Annotated in this window: 12 protein-coding genes; 5 read left to right on the top strand and 7 right to left on the bottom strand. The window is 63.0% G+C overall.

What is annotated here, in order from left to right; genetic code table 11:
* Positions 1-54: 54 nt before the first annotated feature.
* Positions 55-1248 (top strand): ATP-grasp domain-containing protein, encoded by a 1194-nt coding sequence (locus tag H0B43_RS14555; RefSeq protein ID WP_185727266.1) that lies wholly within the window; start codon positions 55-57, stop codon positions 1246-1248.
* 28 nt (positions 1249-1276) lie between these two features.
* Here H0B43_RS14555 and H0B43_RS14550 read toward each other — a convergent pair whose 3' ends face one another.
* The 5 genes from H0B43_RS14550 to H0B43_RS14530 all read right to left on the bottom strand — a co-directional run bounded on the left by H0B43_RS14550 (position 1277) and on the right by H0B43_RS14530 (position 8883).
* Positions 1277-2533: an acetyl-CoA carboxylase biotin carboxylase subunit family protein gene (locus tag H0B43_RS14550; protein WP_185727267.1), complete on the bottom strand. Its 1257-nt coding sequence runs from the start codon at positions 2531-2533 to the stop codon at positions 1277-1279.
* A gap of 119 nt (positions 2534-2652) precedes the next feature.
* Positions 2653-3507, bottom strand: coding sequence for an aminotransferase class IV (locus H0B43_RS14545; RefSeq protein ID WP_185727268.1), 855 nt, complete (start codon positions 3505-3507; stop codon positions 2653-2655).
* Entirely contained in the window at positions 3508-4434 is a 927-nt protein-coding gene (locus H0B43_RS14540) for a hypothetical protein (protein ID WP_185727269.1), read from the bottom strand.
* Positions 4400-7837 (bottom strand): ATP-binding cassette domain-containing protein, encoded by a 3438-nt coding sequence (locus H0B43_RS14535; RefSeq protein ID WP_185727270.1) that lies wholly within the window; start codon positions 7835-7837, stop codon positions 4400-4402. The genes H0B43_RS14540 and H0B43_RS14535 overlap by 35 nt, the downstream gene beginning before the upstream one ends.
* Complete coding sequence (locus H0B43_RS14530) at positions 7831-8883, bottom strand: cupin domain-containing protein (protein ID WP_185727271.1); 1053 nt, start codon at positions 8881-8883, stop codon at positions 7831-7833. Before H0B43_RS14530 ends, H0B43_RS14535 begins: the two co-directional genes overlap by 7 nt.
* Positions 8884-9121: 238 nt before the next feature.
* Between H0B43_RS14530 and H0B43_RS14525 the strand changes: the two genes are divergently transcribed.
* Both H0B43_RS14525 and H0B43_RS14520 read left to right on the top strand, forming a co-directional pair.
* A complete protein-coding gene (locus H0B43_RS14525; RefSeq protein WP_185727272.1) occupies positions 9122-10378 on the top strand; it encodes a hypothetical protein in 1257 nt (418 codons plus the stop codon).
* 2 nt (positions 10379-10380) lie between these two features.
* The gene (locus tag H0B43_RS14520; protein WP_185727273.1) at positions 10381-11376 is read left to right on the top strand and encodes a methyltransferase; all 996 of its coding nucleotides are present in this window, start codon (positions 10381-10383) and stop codon (positions 11374-11376) included.
* 5 nt (positions 11377-11381) lie between these two features.
* Here the strand turns inward: H0B43_RS14520 and H0B43_RS14515 are convergent, their stop codons facing one another.
* Complete coding sequence (locus tag H0B43_RS14515; RefSeq protein WP_185727274.1) at positions 11382-12260, bottom strand: A/G-specific adenine glycosylase; 879 nt, start codon at positions 12258-12260, stop codon at positions 11382-11384.
* A 100-nt stretch (positions 12261-12360) separates the two neighbouring features.
* On the opposite strand from H0B43_RS14515, the gene H0B43_RS14510 reads away from it, so the two are divergent.
* Together H0B43_RS14510 and H0B43_RS14505 are read left to right on the top strand one after the other, a co-directional pair.
* Positions 12361-12987 carry a carbonic anhydrase gene (locus H0B43_RS14510; protein ID WP_185727275.1) on the top strand — a complete coding sequence of 209 codons (627 nt, stop codon included), beginning with the start codon at positions 12361-12363 and terminating at the stop codon, positions 12985-12987.
* A gap of 59 nt (positions 12988-13046) precedes the next feature.
* Positions 13047-13799 (top strand): hypothetical protein, encoded by a 753-nt coding sequence (locus tag H0B43_RS14505; RefSeq protein ID WP_185727276.1) that lies wholly within the window; start codon positions 13047-13049, stop codon positions 13797-13799.
* On the opposite strand, the gene H0B43_RS14500 is transcribed toward H0B43_RS14505, so the two are convergent.
* Positions 13792-14754, bottom strand: coding sequence for an asparaginase (locus tag H0B43_RS14500; RefSeq protein ID WP_185727277.1), 963 nt, complete (start codon positions 14752-14754; stop codon positions 13792-13794). The genes H0B43_RS14505 and H0B43_RS14500 overlap by 8 nt on opposite strands.
* Positions 14755-14762 lie beyond the last annotated feature (8 nt).

Here is a 14762-nt window from a genome sequence, read left to right as displayed (position 1 = left end):
ACCGGCGCACGAGCTCCTGCATCGCTCCAGCGGACGTCGAGGAGCTGGGTCGGCATGGCTCACATATTGATCGTCGGCGGCCATGACGAGACCTTCCGAATGATCGAGGATCTACCGGTCGAGCTATCTGTTTTTCAGAATTCCGAATCGGTCACAGTGCGGCAGGAGAGGCGCGCCCACCGGCTGTGCGTATTCGACTACCGCAACCAGACCGAGGCGCTCCGCATGGCGCGGGCGCTGCACGAAGTCGAACCCGTCGATGCCGTCGTGTCATTCACCGAGCACGGCCTCATGCCGGCCGCCGTGATCAAAGAGGCTCTAGGCATCAAGGGCAACACGCTGGAAGCCGTCCGGTTGACCCGCGACAAAATCGCCATGCGTGAGCACCTGGCCGGCCGTGATTTCGGAGCTGTGCTGACCCGAAGCTGCCATTCGGCCTCCGAGGTACGGAGCTTTCTTCGCGCAGTGGGCGGCCCGATCGTCGTCAAGCCGGCCGCTGGCTCCGGCAGCTCCGGCGTTTTTCGCGTCTCGAGCCTCGACCAGGTCGAATCCGCATTCGCCCGCTCTCGCGGCGAGTACCCCGGGCCGACCCTCGTCGAAGAGTTCATCGACGGCCCCGAATACAGCGTCGAATCCTTCAGCACGGATGGCCGGCACGACATCATCGCAGTTACCCATAAGACCACGACCGGCCCGCCACGGTATATCGAAACCGGTCATCTGATGCCGGCCGTGCTCGCAGCATCGGCCCTTGCCGAGATCCGCGGTCTCGTCACCGATTTCCTCAGCTCGATCGGTCATTCCTTCGGGCCGGCCCATACCGAAGTGCGTTTCGGCCCGGCCGGGCCCCGGATCATCGAGGGCAATACCCGCCCGGGCGGCGATTTCATTTGGGAGCTGGTGCTCCGTGCGATGGGACGCGACCTGGTCCGGGAGTCGATCTGTCATCTCGCCGGGCTGCCGCCGCAGACGCGAACACCCGGGCGCGGTGCGGGCTGCGTCGCATTCTTCGCCTACGAGAATGTGGTAATCGAAGGCGTGCAGGGCATCGAGGCCGCGCGTCGGACCGAGGGGATAATCCGATTGCAGTGTTCTCTCGAACCGGGGCAACACCTCGGTCCGCTCCGGTCCTCTGCGGATCGACAGGGCGTCATTGTCGCGGTCGGCACCGATCTCGTGGACGCGGAGCGCCGGCTGGCCGACGCGCAGGCTCAGATTCGGGTGGCGACGAACCCGCTCTCGCACTGACAGGGCAGATCCACGTACTGCCCGGTCATCAGGGTGTGGGGCATTGCGTGGACTGCTCGATCGGCATTACACGCACGGTCGTTAAAATTTCGCGAATGAGCGATGTCACTTCGGAGCTCGACCGACCAGCGACGATGCCGCTGACGGGTAATTCAAAATCGAAATAGCTCACGGTATCCGGAAGAGAAGCGCCTGCATCCAGCTCCTTCCATCGAACAACATCCGGGTGGGTGTGAAATCTTTCCCCGCCCGATATCGAGCAGTGCCGCGACCGAAGCAGGTGACCCGGGAACATGAAGTCCCCGTAGACCTTGCTACTCGCCGTCCTTTCGAACCACCGGCTCAGTGGATTGATTTCGAGAGGTGACCAATCGAGGTTGCAGGCCAAACCGGCTGCGACCAAGTCGATGCCCGTGGCAAGCCGGAACGTTTCCTTGATATGTCCGCCGCCGGCGCGGGCGCCGACCTCCAGAAACACCATTCCATCTGCGGCCTCGATCATTTCGAGATGAAACGGGCCATTGTCGATACCCACGGCCCGAAGGTACTCGACCGCTACCTTGCAGCGCCCACCGTCGTCGTCGACTTGAATCGATCCCTGCGGAACTCCCTGGGCGAATTCGAGGCACGTGCCCAAATATCTGCTGGCGACGATCGCCACCGGCGCACCGGCAAGCATCACGCCATCGAAGTGGAAGATCGGCCCCTCCACATACTCTTCGAGCTGGAAGCGCTCCGGAACCCAGCCCTCCAGACCTGGCGGGCTGTTGAGAATCGCAGTGCCCGCGTCAGCGTAGGTGGCGAAAACGAAAACATCCTTGCTGGCGGTTCCGTCGAGTGGTTTGAGCACCGTCTTCCCAACCCAAGGAGCGACATCGGCGGACGAAGCGGTGAGCGCCTCATCGCAGCGAACAAATCTGGGCACGCGAAGCCCGCATCCCGCGACCGCGGCTTTCATCGCTACCTTGTCGTTCACGATGTGGACCTGCTCCGGTGATACCCCTTCTACTCCGAGGCTCCGCCTTATCTGCGCTGCTTCCATCATCTCGTATTGGGAGACGCTGATGACTCTGTCGAACGAATCGTCGGAGGAGAACAGGGTGCAAACCTCCTCGGCCAGACCTGCTCGACCCGGCCGTTCAACTTTTCTGCAGGGAAGGTCGGGCGGCACGGTTGCGAGTTGCGCGCTGGTGCCCACGTAGACGACATCGTGAGTTCCATGATCGATTACACGATGGTATTCGATGAAGGAATAGGGAACGCGATGGAGGATCAACAGTTTCATTCAGATGCTCCGCTGGATGGAATACCGATCGACGTAATGGACTTTCGCTCTACTATCCCGAGCCGACGGGCGTGGGGCAAGTAACCCTGGGGGGATAGATCGCCCACCTCTCGTGGTCGTTATCGAATCGCGGACCTGCCGCGGGTCAAGTGCCGATACTCGGTTGCAATCGCATCGACCAATGCGGACTTCGCGTACCGAATCTCGTCGATGCAGGCAAGCCCCATGATTTCGATCGCAGTGCCACACAGAAATGCGGCGTCGAACGATCCGATCTCGCCGTATGCGATGTCGCGTTCCGTTACCGAGAGATTCAGTCGCGGACACAGCTCATCGATGATCACCCGTCGGGTGATTCCGTCGAGCGCCAATTCGGCAGTGGGCGTGAACAATGCGTCTCCCTTGGCGAAGAACACGTTCGAACCGCTCGACTCGCAAACAATGTCGGCTGTCGAGAGAAAGAGCACATCATCGTAGCCGGCAGCCCGTTGGTGGTGGCTCAAGTAGCTCAACGCGTAGGTGGACGACGTTTTCGCCTGATACGGGTGACACGAGGCGGGTGCACGCCGCCACGTTGCCGTCGAGAGTCGATACCGCTCCGCGGTCGAATTCGACGGAAAGGGCAGGGCAAACAGGACCACCTTGCTGGAGGAGCCCTGCGCCTTGAAGCTCACATCGGTGTCGTCGTAGAAAACCAAGCACTTTATGTACGCATCGGCGAGATCGTTGGCCCGCACCAATTGGCGGCAGGCATCGGCCAAGTCCGCATTCGTATATTGCAGGGTGTGCCCGAACAACTCGGCGGACCGCCGCAACCTGGCTATATGGTCGTCACATCTGAAGATGCTTCCGCCGTACGTCCGTATGCCGTCGAATACCGATGTGGCATACGACAACCCATGGGCGGCAGGCGACAGGCGCACCTCGTCGAATCGGACGAATCTTCCATCTGCCCAAGCTGTTTCGCTGATCATCTAGTCTCCATGTCGCGATCGCGCGTATTCCTGCATTGCCTGTCTACGCCTTGTGTTGACCGGAATCAGCCAATTGTCCAGGTCGACAATGTGAATTGCGCCCACCCGGACCTTGGCGTCGATGGCGCCTCGCCCGAGGCAGATGTCCGTGAAGCCCAGCCGATCCGCGAAATGATACATCTGATAGTAGTCGGCGATATACAGATTCAACCCACGCGGAATTCGGTCATGGTCCAGTCCCCGAACGAGCTTGGTGAACACGCCACGGTGATCGTCGGCGTAGCTCAATGATCCGGCCAATGGGGTATTCGAAGACTTGTCGTAGTCCAACTTCACGAAGTATTTCTCACCTTCGGACGAGCGTGCCAGCATCCGCAGCACATCGCTCGTGTAGAGGTTCCGGGAGTGTCCATATTTGGCCACATTCAATGCCTGAAGGCCGGCGAAATCGCTCAGAACTCGATCGTGTTCCGCCACTTCCGAGAGACGGTGTATCTCGGTTGTGCACGCCGCCTCAGCCTTCCTCGTGAGCCTGACGATCGATTTGTATTGACTGGCTCCTACCGCTGTTCGCAAAGCGGCGTCCACGCTTCGCGAAGATCGGAAGAATGCCGCCTGCATGAATGGAACGGTAACGACGCCGGCGCGCCGACCGTGATCGTATCTGCGAACGGAAGGGACCAGCAACCAGTCGGCGGTTGATGCCAGACTCGACAGTTCCGCCAGTGTCCGATCGTCGGGCTCGTCGCACACGGGCATGTAGAAGTATCCGGGTGCGACGTACGCTCGCTCGTGATGCAGGGCGTCATCGCTGCTCGTACCTCGCTGGAGCACCGCGTTCCAGTGCGCGATGTTCCTCAGCGGAAGTTGTGGCCGTGGAACGTTGTGACTGTTACAGAACGCATCGCGTTGGGGCAGCCATTCCATGGTCTTCCTCCTTTCCATTCCAGTTCCGATCGGGTGTCGTGTGCGACTGGCCAGAATTCTCGACGAGACGCCGCTCACCGTTGAAGTGGAAGACTCGATTGGCAAGTGTGGTCAGCTCGGGATTGTGCGTGATGATGAAGAAAAGCGTGTCCGGCAGGGCGGAGATCAAGGTCCGCAATAGCGAGAGCTCTGCTTCTGCGCTCAACTCGGAAGTCGCTTCGTCGAGAATTGCGATCGCCGGGCGATTGATCACAAGGTCGAGGAGCGCCAGCCGCTGCAGTTCCGTCTTGCTCAGATTCAACTGGCCGGTGGCGGGGACGGGCTCGTCGAATCCGGAGTGTAGTCGCCTGACGACGTCTGCCACGTCGAGATAGTCGACCGCGCAGGCTAATTCGAGCGGCAACGTGCTGTTGAAGTGTTCGATCAGTCGTCCCGGCTTGAAGATCGGAGTAGACGTCAGTAGGAGGATGTCCTCGGCGTGGGAATTCGAAACGTATCCCGTCGTCCGGCCCAATGTCGAGATGACGCCTGTTGTCGGCTGCAGACTGCCGACGACCAGCTTCGCAAATGTCGACTTCCCGACCCCGCTCGGGCCCATGACGACCACGACGTCTCGGCTGGCGAACGACTCCGAAAACTCCTCCAGCAGCACCGCCCCGGTGCGCGGCGCGACGTATGCGACCTCCGACAACGACACGAGCGGTGCGTCTTCGACTGCTGAGCCGGTCCAACACGGCACCGGTTCGATCAAAGGCATGTGGAGACGATCCGCGCTGTCGAGAACCTGCCTGAGATCTACCAGGCAGCGGCCCGCGCGCGCGAAAACAGCGATGAGGCTGTACGAGAGACTGAGCGCGAGAACACTGGTGAGGCCGGGTCCGCCGCCGACATGGACAAACACGGTCGAACCGACAACGACAGACAGGAAGAGCACCCCCATCAAATCGAGCTTGTAATTGAACCAGCGGCGCGCGCCCGCATTGTCCATCGATGCGAAGGCGCGATTCATCAAACTCTTGTTCAGCCAATTTACGAGGGCCGAGTTGTCGCGTGCCAAGTCGAATCTCGCTGAGCTCCAGGTAATGGCCTCGACCCGCTCCATCACTGTCGACGTCGTACCGATCTCTCTGTCGTTGAAGTCCTGCAGTCGCCTTCCGGATCGCTTCGAACTGTGCCAGTAGGCGAAGCACATCGCAGCAAGGGGCAACAGTACGAAAATGTTCTTGCTCAATACGAATGCCGCGGTCGTGAACAGCAGCGTGGCCGCACCCAGCGTATTCAGAAGTACTTCTGGCAGAACTTCGTCGATACGTCGTTGATCCCATGTCAGTTTGCCTTGATAGTCCTGATTGGCCTCGTCGAAGGCCGGCCTGGACGGCTTTGAACTCGTGACTGCCGTGAAGTATCTCCGACACTTCACGGATGCCGCCAAGATGCTGCGCTTGACTATGAGCAGAGAAGTGAACATCGACAGCAGTGCCCCAGCCGACAGTGCTGCGATGAGGGCTATCGCTGCTGTCCGCGCATTCGTCGTCGAAATTCCGCTGGCAGCGATGTAATCACCGACAATCGTCAGAACGTCTCGGCACGCAAACAGGACGCATGCGACAACCGCGACCTTCGCGACGCCCAGGTTCATCAGACTGCGGCGTGACGAGGTCGCGAATTCCGGTCGGTCCATGGCCTGGGGACGGCGCGACCGATCCTCTCGAGCGAGCCGCTTCTTGCGGTCGTGAACAGGATTCGCCGCATGTGGTGTGAGGTTTGGCATCACCTCCACTACCTCGCCTCCGGCCACCACCCATATCTCGTCTGCAGCGTCTATTTCATCGCGCTTGTCCGTTGCATAAACGACCGTGGTGTCGCGCCATGGGCCACGCAGAAGCGAGGCCAACAGCCCACTCGCCAGGTCGTCGTCCAGCCCTGCTGTGGGCTGATCCAGGTACACGAACATCGGTTCGGCCAATATTGCCCGTGCCAGTTCCAGCCGCTTCCCCTGCCCACGGGACACGTCCCAGCCCTCGGTCCGGTCGCGTGACTTGCTTGCGAGGTAGTCGTCGTAGAAGGTTTCGGGAAGTCGGGACAGGTTCAAGGCTCGGCGGGCCTCGTCGTCCGCGAATTCGCTTCGATAGAGACACAAATTCTCGTAGAGCCCGCCAGGGAATATCCACGGTTCGTCCGGTACGAAGAACGTTTTGCTGCTCACTTGGCTGCTGCGGCGTGCACCGATTTTCAGAACGGAAGTCTTGCCACTGCCTGCCCCGCCGACCACGGCGATGTGCTTCGCCGTTGTTGCCGGTAGGCGCGTTGCCGTCGAATCGGTGTTCAGCGGGTGGGGACTGGATAAATACTTCGCGACATTGGTGTGCCCGACGATGCCCTGGGAAAGGCTCTGAACAATGAAGGGAATATTGTTAGCGACGGATTTCAAACCTCCGACCAGCGCCATTGCGGACAACAGGCCCGCTGGATCGACGTACCCGACGTGGGCCAGCTGGGTAAATACCGCGGCAAGCATGGCAACGACCGGAGTGAGCGTCGATATGAGGTTGATCCGCGCGACAAGACGCGCCGCTTTCAGGAGCGCGCGCTCCTCACCGTCTCGCTTGTCGGCATAGCGCCGAAAAAGTTCGTCGTTCCAGTTCTTGAGCCACGCGAGTAGGCGATTGTTCATCGAAAACAGGCCGACTTCGATGCGATCTGCCGCCATCGCCGATAGTGCGGCATGCGCGGCATTCAATTGTTTGGCGTTCCAGTAGATCACCCCGGAACTGATGAGAATCACCGACAGAGCCGCCAGAGCACTCAACCCCAGCGCCACGAAGAAGTACGCGGAGGTAAAGGAGATGGTTGCGAGTGCCAGAATGATGAAAATCAGTCCTGACCAGGCATTTTCGACGCGTGATGCCTCCCGGTCCAGCATTGTGACAAGGTCGACTGGTTGGTCGGAAGGGGAAACGCTGCGTTTCTTGTGCAGCAGCCTTTGTTCGACGTACGTCCGGGCTCCGATGCCTACCACGTCGGCTTGCATGAAGGTGTGATTCAACGCAAGCCACGCCAAGTACGTCAGCACGATGCAGGTGATGCCCAGCATGAGGTTCGTCGTGAGCGCTGAACCGCCGGCGACGAGGTGCTGGATCAGCGATTTCAGCGTGATCGCAGCACCGAAGGCGCATCCTGCATTGATCGCGATGGCCACGAGCCCGAGCATGATGTCACGACGGAGCCCGCCGAATACGGATCTGCTGAGTCGCTCGCCTCGGGGCGCGTTCACGCTGTCCCGCTGCGCCGCATCACACCACCGGTGCCACCTGGCGAGGTGCGCGGCGTTGGGCGATGGGTCGAGCCGAGTTCGAGGTTTGGGAACCTCGAACCAGACCATTTTCCTGAGGACGCTCAGCATGTGGAGTACGTGGGGACCGCCGTGTCGGCCAGGGCGATCGACGCGATTCTGTCGCACAATTGCGTGATCATCTTCCATCCCTCGGCGAGTGCTTCGCGGAGTTCTCGGATCTCGGCCGGCGTTGCTCGATCGAGCAGATCCATACCCATGCTCACGTGCTCGCCGTCGTCGTCTCCGTGTTCTTGGAAGTGCGGGATTGCCGGAAACGCGCGCGCCGCTTCCCGGTGCCAGATTTCGCCACTACCTTCCAGCACCACATGCATCAGAAGAGTGCGCACCATGTCGCTCCGGTACAGCATTTGATGCCTGAACCACTCCATTGTCGATACGAACGTCGCATCGGTGACCGGTGCGTGAGCTGATCCCCGTTGGTTGCGCAGGTTGTCGTTATGGCCCAGTTCCTCGACCAGATGGTCGAGCGCTACCTGCTTGTGCGCCGCATCGGTGGTCATCGCGACACGCAGGTGCAGCAGGTCCTGAAACACGTCCGACCAGGTTTGCTGGCAGTCGAGCAGCCGTTCCCGAACTGATGGGTTGTCGAACGAGGGGTCGTCGATCAGCTGCAACAGGCGGCTGGTTCCGAATTGCTGCAGGTAATTCTCGTTGTCTGCCAGGAGCACAGCCGCCCGATTCGGTACCTCGCTTGCAAACACCGCGTTCGGCTTCTCGGCGTCCTCGTAGAGGGCCTTGCCGTTGAACTGGATCGAGAGCGCCCAGAAACCGTTCTGGGTTCCTTCGAAGCCGTGCCAGGAGTCGCCGGGTACGAGGATCATGTCTCCCGCAACGACCTCCTGCTCTGCATCGCCCATCGTTCGTCCGGAACCTTCGCAGATCAGGATCAGGCTGGACTCCGGGTGCTTGTGCACCGCCAGCACCTCACCGCACTCCAACCGGACCCAGCTGATCGCCAGATTGCTGGAAGTGGGAATGAATTGCGCCAACTGAGGGTGCCGGCTGAATATCTTGACGACACCCAGGTCGTGTATGTTCCCGCCGACAACCGCTTCGTTGATCGTCTCGAGTGCGTTTCTGGCGATTATGTGCATAGATTTCTTCCTTCTGTGAGGCACGTGCGAACGAAATAGCTGCTATCGACCTGGCTCGAGCTCTGTGTCGTTCCCAATCCTGGGCACGTGTGTGCCGGATGGACAGCCACCCCAGGGTTGAAATCGTCACCCCCAGTAGAAGGGTGCCGGGAAATCTCCCTAGGGTGTCTATCCGCATTCGCCGCGCGCCGTCGAAGATTGCTGAACACCGCAGTAAGGATGAAAGGCGAGTTTCGCATTGATTTCCGAAACGATGCTCGAAGCCGAGGAGAAATTCGTTCGTTCCGGCGTGATCGGCGTCGGGGGCACGTGTCTTCAGGCTGCTGACGCGACGACCGAAGAATTGGCCGGCCGCAATATCGAGAATGCGCTCAGACAATGGGAGGCGGGGTACTCGGAGTTTCCCCGTGCGGCTGTCGCGGACCATTACCGGACAGTCGGGCGTCACGGGGTCCGGCCCCACCTGGTCGCCATGCTGCGAAACTTCCACGGCAACAACCGTGCGAATCATGTTCTCGGTGCCTGGCTACCGATGACGTTCGATGCGCAGGACGGAGACTATTTCTCATACGTCGGGCTCGACTATTTCGACCAGGTCGTCGGGTCCGATGACGTGCAGCGTGTCGACGCATTCGTAGCTGCCGCGGCCCTGGACCTCGCGTTGCTGGAGGCGCGAGCCCTCGGGAGGTCGCCACACTCACCCCAGGCTGTCAGGGCGCGTGCAGCGACGCGGGTCGTGACACAACTCGCGAGGCTCGCACCCGATTTCTCGCTCGACCCTTCCGTGGCTGCGGCCGGCCTCGAGGCGCTTGCTCAGCCGGGCACGAACTACAGTTCTTTTGCGTCAGTCGCCGCGCCGGCTCTCAACGGTGTCCCCGACGAGATCGGAACTGCCGTTCGGCTGACGTTGTTGCCGACGACTCGCCTGCACGACGAGCAGATGTTCATCCGCTGCATCCAGATCTTCGAAGGTCTGTATCGGCAGGTTGCGACGGCGATTTCGATGGCGATCAGTGACGTGCACCACGGTCTGGCCGTAGCGGCAAAGGAGCGCCTCGACCAGGCATCGATCCGTCTCGAAGCGGTGCCTGCGCTCTTTCGGGTTCTGACGACGATGCCGGTCGACGCCTTCTCGATTATTCGCGGCTTCACCCATGGGCGGAGCGCGGTGCAGTCGCGCGCGTTTCGTGAAGTCGAGTTCGCGTGCGCTCCAATTGATCCTGGCGACTTCGAGCACAGTGCGAAAATTGATGTCGGGGAGGCTACGTTGCAGGACGTCTATCTCGCGATGCCGAAAAGGCATCCGGATGCAAGCGTTCTCGAGGCATCGATGCGGCGCCTGGACCGTGCGTGGGGTGCGATGAAGCGAGGCCACTGGGGCATCACCCTGAAAGTCATCGGATCGGTACCGGGCACCGGCGGGACGGCAGGCGCTTCGTATTTGCAAAGTACTGCCACGAAGTCACTCTTCCCGCGGCTGTCCGAGGTGGCGTGAACATGAGCGACATCATCCACCGAGTCAGAAAACAAATCATGGGATACATCGTTTCCCAATCAATTTCAGCCGTCTGTGGACTGGGTGTGCCCGACCGGTTGGCGGACGGCGCGTGCGTGCTCGACGATCTCGCGGCGAGCGTGGGAGCCGACGCCGACGCGCTTGGCCGATTCTTGCGGGTACTCGTCGCGGAGGGATTGCTCGAGGAAGACGGCGGAGGACGATTTGCGTTGACGGAGGCCGGTGAGCTCCTGCGGGCAGACACTCCGGGCTCGCTTCGGCACTTGGTCGGCTTGATGTCGAACGAGGCGTACCTCGTGTGGGGGCACGCAGCCCATTCGATCCGAACGGGGAAGGAATCGTTTTCAGCGGCTTTCGGGAAGCCGTACTTCGAATGGTTGTCCGAGAATCCCTCGGCCGCCGATGAGTTCGCAAAGGGCCAAGCAGGGCTGGTCGAGCTGCGTTTGTTGCCCTTGCTCGACCACGACTGGTCTGACGTGGGGACGGTCGTGGACGTCGGAGGCGGGACGGGCGCACTGATCACCCGGTTGCTCGGTCGGCACGCGCATCTACGCGGAATTCTGTTCGATCTGCCTCATGTGGTCGCGGAAGCGCCGTCGAAGTTTGGTTCGGCCGGCATCGGTGAACGAACGACAGTGGCGGGCGGAAGCTTCTTCGACGACGTTCCGGGGCATGGTGACGTTTACGTGCTGTCTCAGATTCTGCACGACTGGGATGACGCGTCCGCAGGCAAGATCCTCGGCAGTTGTCGGCGAGCGATCCCGGCACGCGGACGACTGATGATCGTCGAGCAGGTCTTGCCCGAAGCAGCGACAACCCACCCCATGGCGCTGCTGGATCTCCACATGTTGGTTCTCCTGGGCGGTCGCGAGCGCACGATCACCGAATGGCGCCGACTGTTGACCGACCACGGATTCATGCTTGATTCGATCACGCACGGTCCCCGGTCATCGGTGATCGAAGCGGTTCCGGTGTGAGCCCGCTAGCTGCCCTCGCCTGCGAGGGCGAAGAGGCCGTCGTCGGTCTGCTCGACGAGCCCGTCGACGAGCAGCGAGTGCAGGGCGCGGTCGCGCTGCCCGGGGTCGTCGAGCCACACCTGGTCGAGTCGGACCCGCTCGACGGGGGTGGAACTCTCGCGGAGCACGGCCATCAGCTTGCCGCGGACCTGACGGTCGGTGCCTGCGAACTTCTGGACCTTGCGGCGTTCGCCGGTGTGCGCGGGACGTCCGGCGTCGACCCAGGCGCAGGACGGCAGCGGGCAGCGTTCGCAGCCGGGTGTCCGGGCAGTGCACACGGTGGCGCCGAGTTCCATCAGGGCGGCGGAGAACGTGGCGGCCCGCACGCGGGTGCGGGGGAGAAGCGTCGACACGTCGGCGAGGTCGCGGGTGGTCGACGGATTGCCTGGCTCGGCGCGTCCGTGCACGGCTCGCGCGACCACGCGGCGGACGTTCGTGTCGACGACGGGGACCCGCTGTCCGTAGGCGAAGCAGGCGACGGCCCGCGCGGTGTAGGCGCCGATGCCGGGTAGGCCGAGGAGGGTGTCGACGTCACTCGGAACCACGTCGCCGTGTTCCGCGGCCAGCACGCCGGCGCATTCGTGGAGTCGCAGCGCGCGACGCGGGTAGCCGAGCTTGCCCCAGGCGCGGAGCACGTCGGCCTGGCTCGACACGGCCATGCGGGACGGGACGGGCCAGCGTTGCACCCATTCCTCCCAGATCGGGGCCACCCGGACGACGGGTGTCTGCTGCAGCATGATCTCGCTCATCAGGATGTGCCAGGCGGTGACGCCGTCGCGGCGCCACGGCAGGTCCCGGGCCTGCGCCTCGTACCAGCTGATCAACGCGGAGGAATCAACGGCCACTTCGCCCTCACAGGTCCCTTCGTTCACGTGGGATACGGAATTTCCGCGGTCGTCATGTTGCCGTCGCGACGGCCCGACACGCCCGGTGCACAATGGTCCCATGCCGAATTCCAACCCCATTTCCGCCTGGAAGGCCCTGCGACAGGGTAATGAGCGATTCGTGAGCGATACCTCGCTCCATCCCAGCCAGGGCATCGCCGATCGGGCGAAGCTCGTCGGCGGCCAGCACCCCACGGCCGTCCTGTTCGGATGCGGAGACTCCCGTGTCGCCGCCGAGATCATCTTCGACCAGGGCCTGGGCGACATGTTCGTCGTCCGCACCGCAGGTCACGTGATCGACGACGCCGTGCTCGGGTCTATCGAGTACGCCGTCGGCGTCTTGAACGTGCCGCTCATCGTCGTACTCGGTCACGACAGCTGCGGCGCAGTGAAGGCGACGCTCGACGCCCTCGACGACGGCAACGTGCCGCCCGGGTTCATCCGCAGCATCGTGGAACGGGTCGCCCCGTCGATCCTCAAGGGACGCCGAGAGGGCCTCACCACCGTCGACGAACTCGAAGGTCGCCACGTGGTGGAGACCGGTGCGCTGCTCATGCAGAGGTCGCGCATCATCGCGGAGCGTGTCGAGGCCGGCACGTGCGCCATCGCCGGTGTCACGTACCAGCTGTCCGACGGCCGCACCCACCTGCAGGGAGCGGTCGGGGACATCGGTGAGCTCGTCGACTGATGGCGACACGCCGCGCCCGCTGAGCCGCTGCCGCGCGACGCCGAACTACCGTTGACGTCGTGCTGGAACCGAATGGACCGTTGCCCCCCGAGATTTACTGGCGCCGCAGGGCGCTGGCGATCGGCGGCGCCATCGTCGTGTTGCTGCTCGTCGTGTGGTTGATCAACTCACTTCGCGGTGGTGGCGACTCCGAGACGGATCCGGCAGCAGCGAGTTCGTCGTTGACCACTCCCGTCTCGATTTCCCCGACGGCGTCGGGTTCGTCCACGTCCAGCGGCGGGTCGGGCGGCGGGGGTGGCGCGGCGGCAGCCGGCGGTGAGGCCTCCTCGGGGACGTCCGGTTCGTCCGGGGCGTCGAGCAGTGGCTCGTCGAGCCGCACGGCGCCCAGCGGCCAGCCGGTTGCCGCGGGGCAGTGCCCGGACCAGTCGCTGGCCATCAAGGTGGCCGCGGACAAGCCGACGTACCTGGCGGGCGAGGAGCCCAGCTTCACGACGGTGGTCACCAACATCGGCACGACACCGTGCGAACGTGATCTGGGCAGCAGCCTCCAGCAGGTGCTCGTGTACACGATCGACGGCGCCGTGCGCCTGTGGTCCAACATCGACTGCTTCCCGCAGTCCGCGGCGGACGTTCGCACCCTCGCGCCGGGTGAGCAGGCCCAGTTCACCGTGAAGTGGTCGGCCAAGACGTCGGCTCCCGACTGCCTGACGCAACCGGAACCCCAGCGTGATCCGGTGGGGCCCGGTGCGTACACCGTGGTGGGCCAGCTCGGTCAGCTCCGCAGCGCGCCGGAGCCGTTCAACCTCAGCTGATCCTCGGTGCGGGGTCGACGCGGGAGCGCCGGTCGAACTCCTTGTCGAGGTCGCGGAGATCGGGGTCGGCGAGCAGCGCCGCGAGGAGGATCCGGGCCTGACCTGCCCGGAGGTCGGTGGAGAACAACGCACCCGCCGAGACGAGGTCGTGCCCGCCGCCCCCGCCGCCGTACGACGGGGAGATCGGGCCGTGGGGCACCCGGGTGGTGACCACCACGGGTATCGCAGCGGACACACAGTCCCGGACGGCCTCGACGACGGCGGGATTCGCGTTCCCCGATCCGAGCCCGTCGAGCACCAGTCCCCGGGTTCCTGCGGCCCGGCACGCGTCGATCTGGACGCGGTCCGCCCCCGGATAGGCGGCGACGATGTCGACGCGAGTTCCGGAAATCGGATGCCACGGCAGCGGATCGAGACTCCGCGGCGAAATACCGCCGTCCGGTCGGACGGAGCGGAACGCGTCGAGTGACGTCGTGTCCGTCTTTCGCGTCCCCGACGCCGAGTGGAGGGCACCGCCGAACGCGATCAGGACACCCGCGCCGCGCAGGGCAGGGTCTGCTCCCGCGGCGATCGCGTCGGCGAGGTTGGCCGGTGCGTCGGACTCCGGGTGGTCGAACGTGCGCTGTGCGCCCGTGAAGACCACCGGTCGCGGGTCGGCGTGGTGGAGGTCGAGGAGGTACGCGGTCTCCTCCATGGTGTCGGTTCCGTGGAGCACGACCACCGCGTCGAGGCCGGGATCGCGCAGTTCCCAGGCGACGGCGTCCCGGACCCGGTCCATGTCGGCGAACGTCATGCTCGAACTGTCCTTCGACATCAGGTCGACGACGCGGAGTTCCGTCCCGGTCTGCGCGGTGCCCAGCAGATCCGGGCCCGCGACCACCGGTCTGCTGACACCGTGCCCGTCCTGCCTGCTGGCGATCGTGCCTCCGGTGGTGACGACGGCGACTTTCGGCACTGTTGTCC

This window comes from Rhodococcus sp. 4CII (assembly GCF_014256275.1).
Lineage (GTDB): Bacteria > Actinomycetota > Actinomycetes > Mycobacteriales > Mycobacteriaceae > Rhodococcus_F > Rhodococcus_F wratislaviensis_A.
Note: the sequence above shows the minus strand (reverse complement) of the source record. Positions and strands in the feature narration are given on the sequence as shown.

Coding starts and splice junctions, on each gene's coding strand:
- H0B43_RS14555 (WP_185727266.1), top strand. CDS start 55: ATGGCTCACATATTGATCGTCGGCGGCCATGACGAGACCTTCCGAATG.
- H0B43_RS14550 (WP_185727267.1), bottom strand. CDS start 2,533: ATGAAACTGTTGATCCTCCATCGCGTTCCCTATTCCTTCATCGAATAC.
- H0B43_RS14545 (WP_185727268.1), bottom strand. CDS start 3,507: ATGATCAGCGAAACAGCTTGGGCAGATGGAAGATTCGTCCGATTCGAC.
- H0B43_RS14540 (WP_185727269.1), bottom strand. CDS start 4,434: ATGGAATGGCTGCCCCAACGCGATGCGTTCTGTAACAGTCACAACGTT.
- H0B43_RS14535 (WP_185727270.1), bottom strand. CDS start 7,837: ATGCTGAGCGTCCTCAGGAAAATGGTCTGGTTCGAGGTTCCCAAACCT.
- H0B43_RS14530 (WP_185727271.1), bottom strand. CDS start 8,883: ATGCACATAATCGCCAGAAACGCACTCGAGACGATCAACGAAGCGGTT.
- H0B43_RS14520 (WP_185727273.1), top strand. CDS start 10,381: ATGAGCGACATCATCCACCGAGTCAGAAAACAAATCATGGGATACATC.
- H0B43_RS14510 (WP_185727275.1), top strand. CDS start 12,361: ATGCCGAATTCCAACCCCATTTCCGCCTGGAAGGCCCTGCGACAGGGT.